Source organism: Acetobacter malorum (assembly GCF_001580615.1).
In the GTDB taxonomy this organism is placed as follows: domain Bacteria; phylum Pseudomonadota; class Alphaproteobacteria; order Acetobacterales; family Acetobacteraceae; genus Acetobacter; species Acetobacter malorum.
This window is the reverse complement of record NZ_LHZC01000054.1, coordinates 233262-248207: the sequence shown is the minus strand read 5'-3', so window position 1 is coordinate 248207 and position 14946 is coordinate 233262. Positions and strand designations below refer to the sequence as shown.

The following is a 14946-nucleotide window of genomic DNA, read 5'->3' as shown; positions in this document are numbered from 1 at the left end:
CGCCCGGCTTCTCCAGCTGCTTCGGAGAGCATCGCTGACAGCGGGCCATGCTGGTCGTATTTCATGTTCTTCTGCTCTTCTGTGGGGTTCTGGCTGTTCCAGTCTGACACCAGGTTTTTGAAAAATCCAGACAGTTTCGGTCTCAAAGCGGGACAAGAAAGGGACATTATTGTTGGGAGGCTTTTTTGGCAGGGGCGTAATTCTGGCTTTCTGCCCCCTGAGATGCGATTATTTTCGCTCTCCAGAGGCACTTTTTCGTCCCAAATGAAGGCACGCTACCGCAATTTCATATGCACTCTGCGGTATGCATATGAAATTGCTGGGTTTTTTCTTCTTTTCTCTCGTTCTATCGCATTTAAAAATGCTCTCTCCCAACTCATTGTTTTGAAATGAATTTTCTAAAAAAGGGCTTTTCTGACCGGGGCGGGGTGGAGACGCTTTGTCTGTGTGTTCCGGTGACTGTGCATATCCGTCAATGCCCCAGAGGAAGAGGGACGGGATGTGTGTGGTCTTTTCCTCCCTTTTTTGGACGACAAGGACAAAAATCATGTCTCATTACCCACTGTCTGACCTGTTTCCTGTTACCGATGACGTTGTGCACTCAACGATGGAGCTCAAAGCTCTTCATGTGCTCGAGGGTGTTCTGCTGCTCGAGATCCTAGGCGGTAGCGAAGCCGCTTTTGAGGCATTGGAGGGGCTGGTCATATTGCATCGCGACATGGAACGTCGTTATGGCCGCCTGGAACAGCTTCTGGCGGCGCCAGTGACGATGAAGCAGGCAGCCTGACCACTTCAATCACACCCTATCCTCACCAAAAAAACCTTTTCCTGGCTCCGCTTCACGCTGTGTGATCGGAGCCATTTTTTAGGATACTTCCCTATGACGGCTGATTATCGCTTCGACCCACTTCAGTTTCCGATGCCTGTTAGGACCGGTCTTTTTCCGCGCCGGGATATTGACCTATACGCCGAGCTTTCAGCGCTTGTTGGCGTCTGTGTCCATGGCTTTATGTTGGCAGACCTTGGGCGAAAGGCCTGGGATCTGCGCAAGAAATACTGGCAGCCAGGGGAGGGGGCATGGGCGGCCTTTCGTGAGGCTGTGCACCAGTGCTATCCGCACCTACCTGTCGAGGAAAAGCTCGCACAGGACGGTCATGAGTTTGATTCCCTTTACGAATTGGCTGTGTATCGGTGGATCAAACCGACGCTGCCATCGTCAGTAAAGCTGGACGTTCATCCTCTTGTGAAAGGATGTACTTTTCAGGAAGAGGCTTTTGCTGACTTTAAAGTGAGTTCGATCCAGTCTGGTAAGAGCTGTTTTATCGAAGTCGTTGGTCTGTTTGACCGGACATTCACGGCTTATTCGTCAACACAAAAGGCACGAAAGGACGAGACCTTAAGGCGATTGCATCGCTATCCACCCAATCAGCGCCCCATTCTCATTTTCAAGGACATGGTCTGTGATCCTCACCAGGTGACTGCCGCCCTCAGGCAGGCGATTGAGGCAGTCGCGGAGGGCGGGCTGCGAACTGCTGCCTGATGGGGACCTTGTCGAATAACGCCATGATGACAGCTGTTTTTTTGGTATCACTGTCTGAAAAGCGGTCACATGACAATAGAAATGCGCCGTCATAATCACGTCATGACGGCTTCTACAAATAGACGGTTATCCACAGTTGTTCCGCCGACACGACCTTCACAACTCGGGGACGATCCTTTATCCGCTTACACTGACTATCGTTCAGACCATAGTGACGCTTTCACACTCTCTCTGAAAACATAGAGGAAACATGGCAGATTAAATGGAAGTATAAACCTTATGGTACCGAGTGCTAACTGACGACACGCCTAAAAAAGATGCGGTTTGCCGTGCTTTGGGTAACCCTCATGCTGTTTCCAACAGGCGGCTTACCCCGCTTGTTGGATATCTGAAGCGGTGCGAAGGGCTATCTGCAAGCTCTGAGCGACACACTGCTCGTTATGATGACCACGGATATAGATTTGGCCAGCCTTCGAGTTTTGATTAAACAGGTTGCGGTTGGTGTGCGTGCGAACAATCAGCCGTGCCAGATTTGCATTTCCGGTGCCGACAAGCTTTGTCAGTGCTTTGGGTAAGATCAGTCCCTCGGTGGCGATCGGCGTCATGACACACGGCACGCCTGCAGCAAGACTGTCGAGGACTTTCCCTTTAATGCCTGCACCAAACCGCAATGGGGCAACCGTCAGCCGAACCTGATCCAGTATGGAGGAAAGATCAGGAATACGCCCACGAATATGGACACGGTCGCTGGCAAGACGCTGGATCGGTTCCGGCATGCCGCTGCCAACAAGATGGCAGATGATGTCCGGCGCCTGTTTCCACACCAGTGGCATGATCTCGTCGACCAGCCAGTGAGCCGCATCAATGTTTGGTGCGTGTGCAAAATTGCCGATAAAGGCAAGGCCTGTACGGTTCTGGAATCCCGGTACACGTTTTCTGACCGGGACAGCCCACGGGACCTGCACAACAGTGGCAGACGGCACGTCTCGGCGCAGGAGATCCAGTTCTGCAAGAGAATGAGTCAGCACGACGTCTGCCTTTTTCGCCATGTCATATTCGGCTGCTTTCAGACGCCGTGCTGTTGCGAGCAGTTCGGGACGGCCCTCAATGACAGCCTGACGGGCGACGCGAACATGATGTAGATCCGCAACCGCATAAACAACCCGGGCCCGGTGCTGGGTCTGGCGAACAAGGGTCATGTAACGCGATGCCACATGTTCCCGATGGAGGTAAACAACGTCGTAGCTGTTGGCATGCCGCGTCAGAACCTCTTCCACCGAATTGTAAAATGGCAGGGTGCAGAACATAACATCCGGAACAGGGAAGGGAGCCCGCGTTCCCATCCCGTCAGCGGCGACAAACGTGACCTGATATCCCAGAGTTTGCAGGGTTCGGACATGCGACAGAATTGCCACTGATCCGGCGTCCCGCTGGCCGTCCGGCAGGGCGCTGTCGATGACCAACGCTTTCGGGGCTGGGGTAACGGGTTCAGTATATCCTCGTCTGGTGAGTTGCCGGTTTAGCGCCATACGGGTGTGGTCTGTGGCTGTCTCTGCTCGCACCTGCTTCAGGCGATCGACCTGCTCCAGCAGGAAGGACAGGACATGGCTCTGTGTCTCGAGGCTTTCTGCCGACGAGACTGCGGTCTTCAGCGCTTGCTCCAGATCCGGATCAAAGCTGTCTGCTTGCGGCAGAACAGCAGGCGCGCCCAGCAGAGAGCCATTGACGGCCCAGCGTATCTCGATGGTGTGCCGCGTCAGCGGAGAGAGGGGCGGGAGCAGAAGAAGGTCGAACCCGCAGTCCTCAGGACCCTGTCCAGCCTGCAACACATCGGGGCGACGCCCGTTTGCGACCGTGCTGGCACGAAGTTGGCCATTGACCACGATCTGAAGGGGTACGGGCACTTCCGGGGTGGTGGGGTTATAGGCCCAGCCTGCAATCCGGTCCCGGGACACGAGGTCGACCCAGCCGCGAAGAGAGTTCGAAGGAGCGGGGTGAGTGGTTCGAGTTTCGGTCTGCGTTTCAACCACAGGTTCAAGGCCCCAGGGAGCATGTCCGAGCTGACCTGTTCCGTGCAGTGGCTGAACATCAATCATATGGCGCTGGTGCGGAGACAGGCCGCCGGGAACAATAAACCGGAAACCACACGCCTTCCCGACATCCTGTCGTGTCAGATCGGCCATGATGGCCCCAATACAGATACCATGATCTAGAATGCGCAGAGGAACAGGTTCGGCGCTGTCAGACCATCGCGCCCATCCCCTGATTTCCGTGTGGGTCACAGCATCCAGATAGCCTTCCAGATGCCCTGAACCGGACGGTTTTTCCGTGTTGTCTGGTCCATCTGTCTGGTTCAGACGATTTCGAATAGTTTCAAGAAGAACGCCTTCTTCAACCCGCGGGGCGCAATAGCGGGCCGGTTTTTTCTGGGTGTCGGGATACAGCACAGCGTATTCCGGGGCATTGTGGAACATACCGCGTGAGGAATCATCGACAAAGCTTTCCGCAGGTGCGCCTTCGGCCAGCAGGATATCATGGCTCTCAAGCTCAACATGAAAATACTGGACACGATCAACCCGTTCCGCCTGCCGGATGGTCTGGCCGTTGACCAGCAGAACGGCCGGAATCAGGACGTCATCGATGAACATTGCATGCTGCGGGGAGACCCAGAGATCGCGTCGTGGCAGGTCGTTGCCCAGAGACCCGGCTGTAAAAATGACAGGCAGAACAGAGGGGTTTCGGGAGGCAAAACGTCCAGAATAGCTTCGGTGGCCAATCCAGTGGATGGGGCGTGTCTCCCCGGATGCTGTCATAACCCGGTCACCAATTTGCAGCGCTTCTACGGGGACATCGCCATGATCGGTGGTGATCAGGGTCCCGGCGCAATAACAGGGTGTGCCATCATCAACCTCCAGGGTGGCCAATGTGCCGCCATGTCCATCGCTCGAGAGAACGAAATGCTCGCCTGTATACTCTCCGTCCAGTGTCACGGATGAGGTGACACCTCCGGCAGTGACGTCAAGGATAGGGTCACCCACGATCCGGGCTGTAGCAGCATCGTCCCAGCTCAGAGCAGAAAAATCGAGACTGCCACCATCGTCAATCGTGACGCCGTCCTCAGGAACAGTGTCGACGCCGAGAATGCCGCCACTTGCGACAGTGACATTCGTGAAAGTGGCACCCGATTGCAGAACAAGAGAAGCTCCCTGCTCAAGGGTCACACCTGTAACGGTCGCCCCTGATTCAATCAGCATGCCGCCGTTCTGCTCAAGCGTGACATTTCTGATAATTGCCCCGGAATCAACCCGCATGCTCCCGCCGCGCAGGGTCGCATCGTCTACTGTCCCGGCAACTTCGATGTATCCTCCATCCGTCAGGAGAACGGTATGGGCGGTACCCCCCTGTTCGATGATTCCCCAGCCGGTACTGGTAAAAGTGGCGTCTTCCAGAAGACCGCCATAGGCTTCGAGAAAGCCGTTTTCGTCGTCATCCCCGGTGACGGTCACGCCTGAGGCAAGGCCGCCAGCGCTGATAGTGAGGTCGCCCTGATCGACAAGGGTATTGAGGGCTGTGCCGCCGTTCTCAACCCATAACTCTCCATCATCTCCAAGCTCAGTGTCCTGCCACACGGCACCATTCACGATGTGAATATCCGAACTGACGAGATGTGTTCCTGACGATGAGGCTGACGTCACCTTGGCCATTACACTGAAATCCTTCCCGGACGGACCGCAACGAGGCGCGGTATTTCTCAGGAAAGATTAGGTGAGGAGCTGTAGAAAAACAAGCGGGAACACGTACAATTTTTATTGTGTGATTTTTCGTAGATCGAAAGGCGCACTTATCCTCGTGGCAGACCGCCAAACCAGACCACTTCTCCGACAACCTTCAGGCTTTGAATGTCTTCTGCCGACAGGTCCTGCGGCGGGTAACGATCATTGTCAGCCAGAACGCGTATGCCGCCACCCAGGCGCAGGTCAAGGCGGCGCAGCATGACGGTCTCATCGATTTTCAGGGCGTAAAGTGCGCCGCCCTGAACCTGGGTCGAGGCCGTATCGATCATGACGATATCTCCATGGAGCAGGGTCGGTGCCATGGCGTCGCCTGTGACATCTGTCAGGCGGAGCGCTGCGATGGTTGGGCGCGTCAAGGTCGTCTCCAGCCAGCCTTTGCCGACCCGCAATCCTTCTTCCCGGTCATCCAGCCAGGGGATGACAATCTGGTGGCCACCGCGTTGCGGGGCGGGGCGGGAGGGGGATTGGCTCAGGGGCGTTTCGCCAACGCCATAGGCAAGCCAGTCCAGTGTCACGCCACAGACCCGTGCGAGGGAGGCAACGGCAGAGAGCTTCATCTCACTGCCGTTCATGTAGTCACGTAAAGTTGTGTAAGGCACGCCCGCAGCCTTTGCGGCATGTGTAATGCCAATGCTCTGGGCAGCCTGACGCAGCCGTTCCCCGCGCTCGCGCATCAGTTTGATCTGCTCATCCATGAGCTTGCGCTTTCTGGGTCGGGGCGGTGGCATGCGAACGCTCCATAACGGAAAAGTTCGTCATTATACGACGAAGCGCTTGCATGTATAGTCGGGGAGCTGTAAGTTCCATAGAGGGCATATGAAGCGGGTCTCCGTGTCTCATGGGCCTGTTCTCGCATGAACAGCGCGGTCTGTCGAAGGGTTTGTCATGTCTCATGAAGCGCCTTGCCTGTCCTCCGGGCCGCCCCGGGATCGCCGGCTCGAAGACCTCCACGCCGGATTGCATGATGTCATGCGGCTGGTGGAACTGGAGCATCAGGTCCTTCGGGGGCGGCTTGATACCCTCAGAGCCGATACGGATGGTGTGAAAACCCTCGAAGGCGTCATTGTTCTGGGGAGCGTGGTGCATCAGAAACTGACACATCTGCTCGCGCTCTGCCGTGACGCAGGAGATCTGTAAGATGTCGTTCCTGATCTCGTCGCTGTCAGGGATGATCCGTTCGGCCCCGCGCCTGATGCCTTGCTTGCTGTCGCCGGCGCAGGCGGCCTGAGTTTTATTCTGTTCTCCGGGCCGCACGGTGAAACTCGCGATTTGCAGAAGGTGCTGGTTGAGCGTCATCCTCAGGGCATGCGGTCCTGCATGCTGTTACGCTCTGGTGCGGGGATAGACTTTCGTGAATGGTCCAATAAACGGTTCTGGATGCAGTCGTCGCCCTGGACGGCTCCCACGGCCCATCCGTTTCTGTTTCATGCCGGACCAGCAGACGAGGCACCCTCGGATCTGGTGACGGATCTGACGCAGCGTGGTGTTCTGGAACGGCATGTCGTGCCAGTCACATTCAAAACGTCCGGCGCAACGGAAGAGGCCGTATTTTACACGACATCCCGGAATAATCCGGATTTTAGCTATACGCTGCGCCAGCCCGGGCGCCTCTTCGACGGGTATATTCCGATTGCGACTCTGGCCTATCCTGAACAGGTGTCGAAAAAAGGGGAGGAAGAACGTGATGAACCATTGCTGCTTCATCCCTATCTGATCAGTGAGGTTGATGGGGTCTGTGTCGGTCTGACGCTCCGCAGGATTGTCGATATCCGGCATCCGGAGCATGACCCGACCGGACGGGAGATCATTACGGCGACGGCTGTGTATCGCAGCGACGGCCCGAAAGACTGGATGCGGACACCTGTCTTTCGACGCATGGCGGGAACATTTGCCGGGCTGGAGGCCGGGGCGGAAGTGCGCCACCATCTGATCTATCGCAAAGGGACTGATGGCCTGACGCTTTTTGCCGAGCAGCCGGAAGGATGAGTGTCATGCGCGTTCAGGGCGTTTCCCTAAAAATCTGTCTTGTTGCCATGAGTTGTCTGGCCTGCGCGTTGCCGGAACGGAGTTATGCCGCTTCAGATGCTGAGGCGGCCAAGGCAGCTGATGCCATATTGGAGCAGGTTCGCCATGATCCGGCAGATCGTGGAGAGATCGAAAATGGCGACAGTCGGCGGGTCTGTCTTTCTATCGGGTCAGAGGCCTTTCTGAGCCTTTCGGCCTATCCGCGTTCGATAGATGTGGCCAATCGGGTTGAGAAAGGCATTGAGCCCGGTGCAGGGTATAATGCCTCGACACAGGGCGTGCTGTTTGGGGAAGGACCGCGTAATGTGGAACCAGGTCCTTTCATTCAGGCGTTGATGGATGCTGGCCTTGTGCAGCGGGTTCCTGTGACCTGGCGTGTCCATGCTCAGCATCCTGCAATGCCAACTGCAGCGCAACTCGGTATTCATGACCTCGACGATAATTCGGAACCAAAGCCTGACGAAGGTCCGCCGGGTCAGGAAAAAACTACGCAGCATTTTGCAGGGGATCTGTTCCTGGCCACAGGTCCAGAAGCCATGGCGATCTTTGACGGACCTTCAGAGGACCAGAGCGTACAAAATAGTCTGAAGGCACCTCCTCTCGCTGGAGATACCGCGCCGTCCGGGGTGCGGGTGCCAGCCCGGCTCTGTTACGGTCTTACAGCCCAAAAAGTTCTGGAATATGGTCCGTTGCAGTCTGTGGCGCCACAGCATGACCGGATAACGGTCGTTCTGCTCATGACACCAGAGGGAGCACCGGTTTGGGCACAGGATCCTCGTATCCTGCAGGTTCTGCAAGGCCATTTTGTGGTGCCTCAGGATGTTCGCATCGGTACCTATGACAGCTATGGCGATGGCTGGCACAAAAATAACCTGACTTTTCTGAAAGACCTTGCTGAATCAGGGCACGTGACCGGAGAGTGATAAGCGTTCGGATAACGTGCCTTGGTGTTTTGCGCGTTTGAGAAAAATCAGAGTTAAGCCATTTTTTTATAATAAGGCGTTTCTGGAAAGGGTATTTCATGAAGAAAGTATTTGCAGGATTTTCTGTGGCCGTGGGCCTGGCTGTTGGCCTGCCGCAACAGGCATATGCTGTAAACTGGCAGAAACTTGCCGATGCAGCAGCGTCGCATTCGTACGGCAATGAGCAGGGAACGCAGCCCGGGAGGGCGGCGACATCAGCTGATGCACCGTTCTTTGCGCAGACGCAGGGAATAAAATTTGCCAAAGGGTCTTTTTATCCTGCTGACCCTGCGTCCGATCCAGATGCTCAGGCGCTTGAAAAGGCACCCCGTATTGTGGATGTCAGTTTCGGACCGTCACAGCCTCATGTGACGGTGCTGATTGCCTATTCCAGTTATTATGGCGCCGTGGGGACGCATATTGCGCTGACTGACGCACAGCATAAGGTGCTGTGGGAAAGTGAGGCGCCAGAGATCCGTATTCTGCCGACAGAAAATGCAGGTGTGCATGATTTTGCGTCTGCACTGTCCTATCCCGGGTGGGTCATCAACAGGTGGCAGCCTGCTTCTCATACATGGAGCAAATTCACGTCGGTGGGCACGCCGTTCTGACCAGAGATCTGGCGTATGACGATGCTGAGACTGGTGGATATCCCCGCACGATCATGAACGTGGCCTGCGACCGTAAATGAGATCGATAGTCTGAGCCAATAACGAGAAATGACGTCACAATGACGCCATTTCCCGTCCTGTCATCGTCCCCGACGGTGTCATGACACTTCAAAACTGCTGTCATGAATGGCGTCAGACTGTCTGGCAGTAATGGAGGGGACTGTCTGGGCCGTAAAAATGGCCGCCTTTTTTTCCTTTTCTGTCCCGTTTTTGTCTCTTTTTCGTCCTTTCGGGGGTATGTGATGGCACGCTACCGCAATTTCATACGCACCCTGCAGGATGCATATGAAATTGCTAGTTTTTTTGTTCTATCGCTGAACGGGTTCGGCTGGTTCAATAATCTCCGTATTCTGCCATCTATTAGAAACATCCCGTCACCAGAAGATGAGGTCCACTTTTATGCGCAACAGAAATCACATGCTTTGGCGGCTTAGTTCAAATAAAAAACGTCTCTACAAAACCAGGGGCAATTCACAAAGAGGACTTTTATCATGAGTGAAACCGCCAAACCCCGCTACGAGACTTATGATCAACCGGCTGGCGGCTGGGGCGCGGCGAAAGCGACCGCCAAGGCGCTGCTAGAGCAGAGCGTCATCGGCAAGGGGTCTCGTGCGCTTCTCTCCATGAACAAGCCCGGTGGCTTCAAATGTCCCAGTTATACCTTCCCTGATCCGGGCAGCGAAAAGACGCTGGAATTTTGCGAAAACGGCGCGAAAGCGCTGGCCGTGGAAGCCACGAAGAAACGTGTAACGCGCGCATTTTTTGAACAGCATACCGTCACGAAACTCTGACACAGAGCGATAATTGGCTTGAGGAGCAGGGGCGCCTGGACGCAACAATCCGAACGACTGACGGATCAGGAAAAGAAGGCGGTCCGGGCCTTGGCGAACAACGTTCCGTCCTTGTGGACGGCGTCAACCACCACATCGCAGGATCGGCAGACGATCGCGTCATTGGGCTGACAAAGTTGTCACCACACATCCGATCATCCGTCCTGTCAGACGTATCGACGAAATCCTTGCCCGTATCGCTGACGACCTGAATGCAAAAGGCTGGTTGCCGCCAAAAAAACAGGCGTTGGATGCCTTGATCGTTCAAAAGCTCCTGATGAGGAATGAACTCGGAAAGAGGCGCCCAGTCTGGTCCTAACATATTACGTGCCTCAACGACGACGAGGTGACATTGTAGAAGCTCTGTGAACGTCTCAGCGTACATAGGCAGACCGTTTATGGTTGGCTACGGCGCGGCCAGTTGAAGGGACGCCTCGTGCAGGTCGGAACGCAACGTATCTGGCTTGTCAGCCGGTCTCATGCCTCAACAAAAATCATGCCTGGAGAGGCTCATATCGAAATGGCGTTCGCCAAGCTCAAGGCTCTCCTGCGAGCCAAGACAGCAAGAACCGTCACAGCCCTGTGGGATGCCGCCGGATCAGTCCTAGATGCTTTCTCCCCTGACGAATGCACCAACTTTTTCATCGCCGCAGAGTATGAACCGGAATAAAGTGGACGCGCTCTAGTCGCCCAGCCTGCATCCTCACAGCAAGAATTGAATCACAGTCGACAGTTCAGAGCTAAGGTGTTTTTAGAACCGTCCAGGTTGATATCAGCTTTTTATTTTAGTATTGGAAAATCAAAGAAAATTTCAAGATAGTTATTTTTATTAATATATTTTTCCAAAAATATAGTAGTTAATTTATAAACCTTGATCTCTCGATCATATAAATACTGATGCAGAAAAAAGTGATTATGCTTCCTGCTTCCATGGCGAGTGTGAATGAGCCGGTATGCTGGATGATAAAACCTGTCAGTAAAAGCGATAGTGTCCCACCGAGTGATCCGCCTACATTCTGGATGGCTTCCATGGTGGCAATTGATTCTTCGGCAACAACAATTGTTCCGAGTGTCCAGCTTCCCGTCATGGCAATGCCGGTGGCGAACAGGGCTATTGCCATACAGACCAAAGACAGCAATGTTGTGGGGCATAATGGTACGATGGCAGTTGCCATGCCGGCAATAAGAAGACCTATAATGAGCAGCTGATAGCAGGCGCGCGAGGGTGTATAACTAGTTTTTCCAAGGAATTTGATAATAACACCGCCACTGAGGCTGCCCAAAAATCCTGCTAGCTGCGGAATGGAAGAAAGCCAACCTGCCTGTGCGGCATTCAGGTGCCGGACAGTCTGGAAGTATGTCGGCAACCATGCGGAATAAAGCCATTGCAGGTAAATAATACTGGCACAACCAATAGCCAGCACCCAACTAACACGCTGAGCAAGGAGAAAGGTCAGTTCCTGTCTGGCAGTTTGTTTGGGCTTGGCGACGGGCTCATGTTCTGGCGTGGGAGACTTTTGGTAAAAGATACCCCACATCAGACCAAGAAGGATACAAAGCCCACCCAGAGTACAAAACATGGAGCGCCAGCCAAACTGGTCCGCAATAAGACCGAGCAGCGCTGGGGCCAGCACCTGCCCCAGAGAAGAAGAGGCATTGAACAGGCCGATCGGAACAGCGCGTTCTGCACTGTTGTACCAAACGGTTATGATTTTGGTTCCAACCAGAAACAGTGGTGCCTCACCTAACGCCAGAAGGCAGCGTGCCCCGACCAGAGTGCCAGCATTGCTCGCCCAGGCTGTAAGAAGTTGGGCCAAGCCCCAGACCACCAGACAGCCAGTCAGCAGAGGGCGGGCCTTTATGCGGTCAGCAGCCAGTCCTGCAGGGATCTGGCAGACCATGTAAATGGTCGCAAAGGATGATAGGACAAGCCCCAAGGATGTGTAGGAAAGCCCGAATTCTCTTGCTATGTCAGTATTGACTATGGCCAGAGCTGTCCTGTCCATGTAACTGACACATCCCGCTATAATCAGAAAAAACAGGACAATGTGCCGTGTCCATACTTGTTTTTTTTGTGCGGTTTTACCTGTTGTCACGGACATGCGCACCTAACGAATTACAAGAGTTTAAAGACGATGATTATGTGTACAAATCAGCCTGAACGGAAGGTTGATGCGGGTTTATACGCTGGGCATGGTGGAGAGTATTTGTTGCAGCCAGTTGGATATTTCATGCGGTTGAACGGAAGATTTGCGGATCAACCCATCAAAATGGGTCTGCATTTGCAAAACAGTGTCCTGATCATTGAAAACAATATACTGGCTACCTGCATAAATTGCAGCGCGCAGGCTGCCAAAGATTGTGTATGGGACGGAATGGTAGAAGCGCTCGTCAAACAGAAATATGCGTAGTGAGGGGTAGAGTTCTGCCACGCGTGTTATCATATGTTCGATCTGGGCCCGCCGCATGGCCAGTGATAATCCATTCCACGGAAATGTACCTTCGCTCAGGCTGATAATGGCCTGAGTTGGCAGGCATATCTCCATATCGGAGCTTGTTCTGCGGTTATAACCAAGGTTGCTGGTAATGCTCTGGATTGTCGTCTGATCGTAATGGCGCGCTCCCAGTTCCCACGCAACGACATCCTGAAGGCAAAGAATGTCGGGTAAATGGTGTGGGATATAACGTATTTTTAGCTCACGCGCTTCATCATGCCATTGTGTTAACAGTGGAATATTATAATATTCTGAATTCTCGGCCATTTCTGTACGGCTGGAGTGGCTTGGAGCGGCTGTCTGTGCAATTCCGAGCAACCAGTCAACCGAAACGCCATACTGCAACGCAATGCGTGCAAGCGTATCGGCGCGTGGCAGGCGTACTGCGTCTGTTGTAAGTAACTGGCTCAGTGCTGAGCGGTCAATGCCAATACCTTCTGCAAATGCCGAGCGACTTTTGCCGGACGCCTGAATAAGGGAAAGCACGCGCTGCTGGAAGGTGACGGATATCAGACGTTTATCCATGCCTATTTAACCATTTTAAATCGTGTATAACGTGACATTTGTAAACATATTTTACATAACACTCATTGAAAAGATATTTTTTGCGTAAGAATGTGTATTTTATGGAATGCACAATAAATACACATAAAAATATGTTTAATTTGGGTTGGCAGGCTTTATATCGGGCATCTGTGCCAGAATGGCCAACATGGCTTGCTATTGTGTTCTGTTACGGCAGTTGGTGGTCCTTGGGGTATTGGCTTTACCCCGTGGCGCCATGGGTTGCATTGGCTGGGCTGGCGATTGTTGTCGCATTCCATTCCTCTTTGCAGCATGAGGCTATTCATACGCATCCAACGCCATCTGCTCTATGCAATGAGGTGCTGCTCGGGTTGCCGCTGGGGCTGGCTTACCCTTACCGGCGCTACCGCGAGACCCATTTGCGACATCATGATGATGAACACCTGACAGACCCTCATGCTGACCCTGAAAGTTATTATTGGGACGGAAATGACTGGGCAAAGCTGGGACGTGTCTATCGGTTTTTGCTCAGCATAAACCAGACTCTTCTGGGGCGTTTGTTGCTGGGGCCGTTGTTGGGGAGTGTACGATTTTTTATTACGGATATGCGCCGTATTGCTGCGGGTAACCGGGGGGTGGCGCTGGCATGGGTTATTCACGCTGTGTCCATTCTGATCGTTGCGATCATTGTGACGCGTGGCTTTCATATGTCATTCTGGCTTTATGCTCTTGGCCCTGCATACATTGGGACATCTCTTATTGGTATGCGCTCCTTTTGTGAGCATCGGTGGCATGACGCAACGGGAGGCAGAACCGTTATAGTAGAGGGTTCACTGCTTTCTTTTCTATTCCTCTTTAATAACCTGCATAGTGTTCATCATCGTTACCCTGGCCAGCCGTGGTTTAGGATGCGCAAGCTATACTATGCAGACCGGACTGCGTGGCTGACTTTGAACCATGGGTATGTTTTTAAGGGGTATCGCGCAATTCTTTGGCAGTATTTACTGCGCGCCAAGGAACCGCTGCTGCACCCTGCGCAACAAACGTCTGGGGAAAAACACCAGTCATGAAATTTGTTGCCAGTATGACAATGTATGACCAACAGCAGGAGCGTGGTGCGCTGGATGCGACATGGCTTCAGTTGCGCGATGCTTTGCGCCAAAACGGCGTGCCCGCACCAGATGCACTTGTCCGTCGCAATGCCGATCTTCCGTCCGTGCCGGGAGGGATACGGGATGCTGCGGGGAGCCTGGTTGCACCAGACCCCGCCTCCTTACCCCCGGACGAACTGGACCTTTCGGTTTTGTGGCGGCACCCGGCCTTGTTGTTTGGGGAAACATGCTGGGGACCATTACAACATGGTTTGGACGAATTTGTGCATGTTGTTGCGCAGAACAGCTACGAGGGGCTGACAGGTGGGCAGGGGTATTTTTATCGCAGTGCCCTTGTGGTCGCGCGCGAGCACCACACGATGTGTGATGCCTTGCCGACGTCTTCTTTCAAGAGTGTTCAGGCCATGGCCGGGCGGCATTTTGTGTTTAATGATTCTGTGTCGCAGTCCGGTTATCTGTCTGTTGTTCGCGATTTGCAGGGGCAGGGTGCTGCTCTGGATGTCTGTTCCAGAACAACCGTGACGGGGAGCCACCTTGCCTCAATCTTGCATGTGGCTAACGGGGAAGCAGATATTGCTGCAATTGATTGCCGGACATGGGCCATGTTCCGCCGGGCAGACCCGGTAACGGCTGAGTGTCTGCGGGTTATAGGCTGGACAATGCCTTCTATGGGCCTGCCCTTTGTTTGCTCACGCCATGTGCAGAGCGCGCTCCGCCAAACGGTTGCTACGGTGGCGCAGGCAATCATGCTGCCCATTCGGTATGATTATTATGTGTAGCGTTTGTGCGCCCTGAGCTGTGGCACGCGCCCATGCTTTATCGGGCATGCGGTATGCTTTCTTTGATTTTTTATTATCAATGAAAAGCGTAGTTTGGTTTAATTCCAAAGTACGAAGTGTTGTTAAATAAATAACACAAAAAATAAGTGATACTGGTATGTATGGCGCATGCCGCCATAACCGCCATCTCTTACACATAAGTACGTCGCTGGA

The 14946-nt window shown here is 53.7% G+C and carries 14 protein-coding genes and 1 pseudogene; 11 read left to right on the top strand and 4 right to left on the bottom strand.

The window, feature by feature from the left end; translation table 11 throughout:
- The 3 genes from AD930_RS18130 to AD930_RS12885 all read left to right on the top strand — a co-directional run.
- Positions 1 to 393, top strand: a 393-nt coding sequence (locus AD930_RS18130) for a hypothetical protein (protein WP_167375190.1), incomplete at its 5' end; no start/stop codon positions are given.
- Positions 394 to 547: 154 nt separating this feature from the next.
- The gene (locus tag AD930_RS12890; protein WP_156477074.1) at positions 548 to 787 is read left to right on the top strand and encodes a hypothetical protein; all 240 of its coding nucleotides are present in this window, start codon (positions 548 to 550) and stop codon (positions 785 to 787) included.
- A gap of 93 nt (positions 788 to 880) precedes the next feature.
- The gene (locus AD930_RS12885) at positions 881 to 1540 is read left to right on the top strand and encodes a hypothetical protein (RefSeq protein ID WP_061506556.1); all 660 of its coding nucleotides are present in this window, start codon (positions 881 to 883) and stop codon (positions 1538 to 1540) included.
- A 368-nt stretch (positions 1541 to 1908) separates the two neighbouring features.
- Here AD930_RS12885 and AD930_RS12880 read toward each other — a convergent pair whose 3' ends face one another.
- Positions 1909 to 5244, bottom strand: a complete 3336-nt coding sequence (locus AD930_RS12880; RefSeq protein WP_061506555.1) for a Hint domain-containing protein — start codon at positions 5242 to 5244, stop codon at positions 1909 to 1911.
- Between the two features lie 137 nt (positions 5245 to 5381).
- Entirely contained in the window at positions 5382 to 6062 is a 681-nt protein-coding gene (locus AD930_RS12875) for a LexA family transcriptional regulator (protein WP_061506554.1), read from the bottom strand.
- 157 nt (positions 6063 to 6219) lie between these two features.
- Between AD930_RS12875 and AD930_RS12870 the strand changes: the two genes are divergently transcribed.
- The 6 genes and pseudogenes from AD930_RS12870 to AD930_RS18210 all read left to right on the top strand — a co-directional run bounded on the left by AD930_RS12870 (position 6220) and on the right by AD930_RS18210 (position 10492).
- Positions 6220 to 6471, top strand: coding sequence for a hypothetical protein (locus AD930_RS12870; protein ID WP_061506553.1), 252 nt, complete (start codon positions 6220 to 6222; stop codon positions 6469 to 6471).
- A 180-nt stretch (positions 6472 to 6651) separates the two neighbouring features.
- Positions 6652 to 7320 carry a hypothetical protein gene (locus AD930_RS12865; protein WP_156477072.1) on the top strand — a complete coding sequence of 223 codons (669 nt, stop codon included), beginning with the start codon at positions 6652 to 6654 and terminating at the stop codon, positions 7318 to 7320.
- A gap of 5 nt (positions 7321 to 7325) precedes the next feature.
- Complete coding sequence (locus AD930_RS12860; protein WP_061506551.1) at positions 7326 to 8282, top strand: hypothetical protein; 957 nt, start codon at positions 7326 to 7328, stop codon at positions 8280 to 8282.
- Between the two features lie 98 nt (positions 8283 to 8380).
- Complete coding sequence (locus tag AD930_RS12855) at positions 8381 to 8932, top strand: hypothetical protein (protein WP_061506550.1); 552 nt, start codon at positions 8381 to 8383, stop codon at positions 8930 to 8932.
- A 551-nt stretch (positions 8933 to 9483) separates the two neighbouring features.
- Positions 9484 to 9836: pseudogene (locus AD930_RS12845) on the top strand (hypothetical protein); the annotation flags it as partial.
- Positions 9837 to 10243: 407 nt separating this feature from the next.
- Entirely contained in the window at positions 10244 to 10492 is a 249-nt protein-coding gene (locus AD930_RS18210) for a hypothetical protein (RefSeq protein ID WP_208598610.1), read from the top strand.
- A 187-nt stretch (positions 10493 to 10679) separates the two neighbouring features.
- Here the strand turns inward: AD930_RS18210 and AD930_RS12835 are convergent, their stop codons facing one another.
- Together AD930_RS12835 and AD930_RS12830 are read right to left on the bottom strand one after the other, a co-directional pair.
- Positions 10680 to 11924: an MFS transporter gene (locus AD930_RS12835; RefSeq protein ID WP_156477071.1), complete on the bottom strand. Its 1245-nt coding sequence runs from the start codon at positions 11922 to 11924 to the stop codon at positions 10680 to 10682.
- Between the two features lie 78 nt (positions 11925 to 12002).
- Positions 12003 to 12842, bottom strand: a complete 840-nt coding sequence (locus AD930_RS12830; RefSeq protein WP_061506546.1) for a helix-turn-helix domain-containing protein — start codon at positions 12840 to 12842, stop codon at positions 12003 to 12005.
- 80 nt (positions 12843 to 12922) lie between these two features.
- Here AD930_RS12830 and AD930_RS12825 point away from each other — a divergent pair, with 80 nt between their 5' ends.
- Both AD930_RS12825 and AD930_RS12820 read left to right on the top strand, forming a co-directional pair.
- Entirely contained in the window at positions 12923 to 13912 is a 990-nt protein-coding gene (locus AD930_RS12825) for a fatty acid desaturase (protein ID WP_244150578.1), read from the top strand.
- A complete protein-coding gene (locus AD930_RS12820; protein ID WP_061506545.1) occupies positions 13909 to 14733 on the top strand; it encodes a phosphate/phosphite/phosphonate ABC transporter substrate-binding protein in 825 nt (274 codons plus the stop codon). The genes AD930_RS12825 and AD930_RS12820 overlap by 4 nt, the downstream gene beginning before the upstream one ends.
- The last annotated feature ends 213 nt before the right edge of the window (positions 14734 to 14946 follow it).